This window comes from Mesorhizobium sp. PL10 (genome assembly GCF_053714315.1).
This window is the reverse complement of sequence record NZ_JBSKBR010000116.1, coordinates 1-1967: the sequence shown is the minus strand read 5'-3', so window position 1 is coordinate 1967 and position 1967 is coordinate 1. Positions and strand designations below refer to the sequence as shown.

Sequence of the window (1967 nt, the reverse complement as noted above, 5' to 3'; positions counted from 1 at the left end):
ACTGCCTCCGCGCAAATCACGCGTCGAGTGAATCAAAAACCGGTTCCAAACGCTAGGTATTTCGAACTGTCCAGATGATCCCGCCGCAGTTCGTCAAGCCATACGTCAAGCGAGGCAAGAACGATGCGGCTGATGCCGAAGCGCTGTGCGAGGCGATGAGCCGGCCGACGATGCGCTTCGTTCCGGTGAAGACAGCCGACCACCAGACGGCGCTGATGCTGCCCGGTATGCGCGACCGACTGATCCGAAATCGCACGCAACTCGTCAATTCGATCCGCGGTTATGCGGCCGAGTTCGGACTGACTGCCGCCAAGGGAATATGCAAGATTGAGCCGCTGCTCGAGCGCATCGCAGCCGATGAGTCGCTGCCGGAACTGGCGCGGGAGCTGTTCGCGCTCCACGGCGCGGAATATGCTCAATTGCAAGCGCGGCTGGAAGAGGTCGACGCCAAGTTGATGGCCTGGCATCGGGCCGATGAATGCAGCCGTCGTCTGGCGCAAATCCCCGGCGTCGGTCCGATCGGCGCATCGCTTCTGATGATGAAGACGCCAAGCCCCGAGGGCTTCCGATCAGGCCGGCACTTTGCCGCCTGGATCGGCCTGACCCCGAAAGATCACTCTACAGCCGGCAAGGTCCGGCTCGGCGTGATTACACGCGCCGGCTACGAAGCCTTGAGAAGTACGCTGGTGGTCGGCGCCACCGCTCTCCTGCGACGAGTGCGGGACGGACGGGGCAGGAATTCCTCGCCCTGGCTCCTCGATCTCCTCAAGCGCAAGCCGCCGAAGCTCGTCGCCGTGGCGTTGGCGAACAAAATCGCTCGCATCGCCTGGAGAATGATGGTGACTGGCGAAGCGTACCGAACCAATGCTGTGCCGCCAGGTGCGGCGTGCGCGGCTTAGAAGATCAGCCAAACACGGGGAGCAGACGAAGATGCGACCGTGTTGAGCTGATGTAGGAACTTGCAAGAGAATGAGCAGGTGGTGTGATCGATCGATCCACGACGCAAGATAATCCGGATGACTCACTGGCCGTTGTAGGTCGCAGTCGTGTTAGGAACTCGCGTTGCGGAAACCATCTTGGCCCGCGGTCATGTGCGACCGCACAAAACAGAGGCCGGACATATGATCGCAAGCGATCCGATCAAAACGCAGCTCAACACCTTGCGAGGAGGGGGCCGTCCACATATGAGTCATGGTGCCGAGCCTTCCCTTTTTCATCGGCAGGCCGGGCTGGGTGCGGTCGAGCGCCTGGATCTGGCTCTTTTCGTCGACCGACAGCACGATGGCGTGGGCCGGTGGATCGACATAAAGGCCGACGACGTCGCGCAGTTTGTCGACGAACTGCGGATCGTTGGAGAGTTTGAACTGGCGCCAGCGGTTGGGCTGCAGCCCGTGCGCCTTCCAGATGCGACGCACAGCGCTTGCGCTGATGCCAGCCGCTTGCGCCATCATGTCCGCGGTCCAGTGCGTCGTCTCGCCCGGCGGGTCCTGCAATGTCAGCGCCACCACGCGTTCGGCCACTTCCGGTCGGAGCGGCGGAATGCGCGAAGGCCGCGTCTTGTCGCGCAACAGTCCTTCGAAGCCTTCGGCGGCGAAGCGCTCCTGCCAGCGCCACACGCAGGTCTTGGACTTACCAGTTTGCCGCATGATCGCGACGGTGCCCAAGCCGTCGGCGCTCAACAGGATGATCCGCGCACGCCAGACGTGCTTCTGCGGCGCATTGCGATCTCTGATCAGTGCCGTCAGGCGCTGGCGATCGGTCGGCGAAACGGTGAAGGATATTCCTGTGCGCATACGCCAGACTCGCATGCGCACGCGCCCAAGGGAATCACCTGCCGGACTCTTATGTTAGGTAGGAACCACTAGCAGGCTTCTCTGATTGGGGTCGTTGAGGTCAAGCTCCTCCTCAGGGCAATCGGGTGAGTTAACACGTGACATATGGCGCCAGTGCTGAATCTGTGAGTCCCC

2 pseudogenes are annotated in these 1967 nt (G+C 61.8%); one reads left to right on the top strand and one right to left on the bottom strand.

Annotated features, from left to right (window positions below):
* Window positions 1–68: 68 nt before the first annotated feature.
* Window positions 69–899, top strand: a pseudogene (locus ACWGTO_RS33245) (IS110 family transposase); the annotation flags it as partial.
* 285 nt (window positions 900–1184) lie between these two features.
* Here the strand turns inward: ACWGTO_RS33245 and ACWGTO_RS33240 are convergent.
* A pseudogene (locus tag ACWGTO_RS33240) lies at window positions 1185–1793 on the bottom strand (IS630 family transposase); the annotation flags it as partial.
* Window positions 1794–1967: the final 174 nt, after the last annotated feature.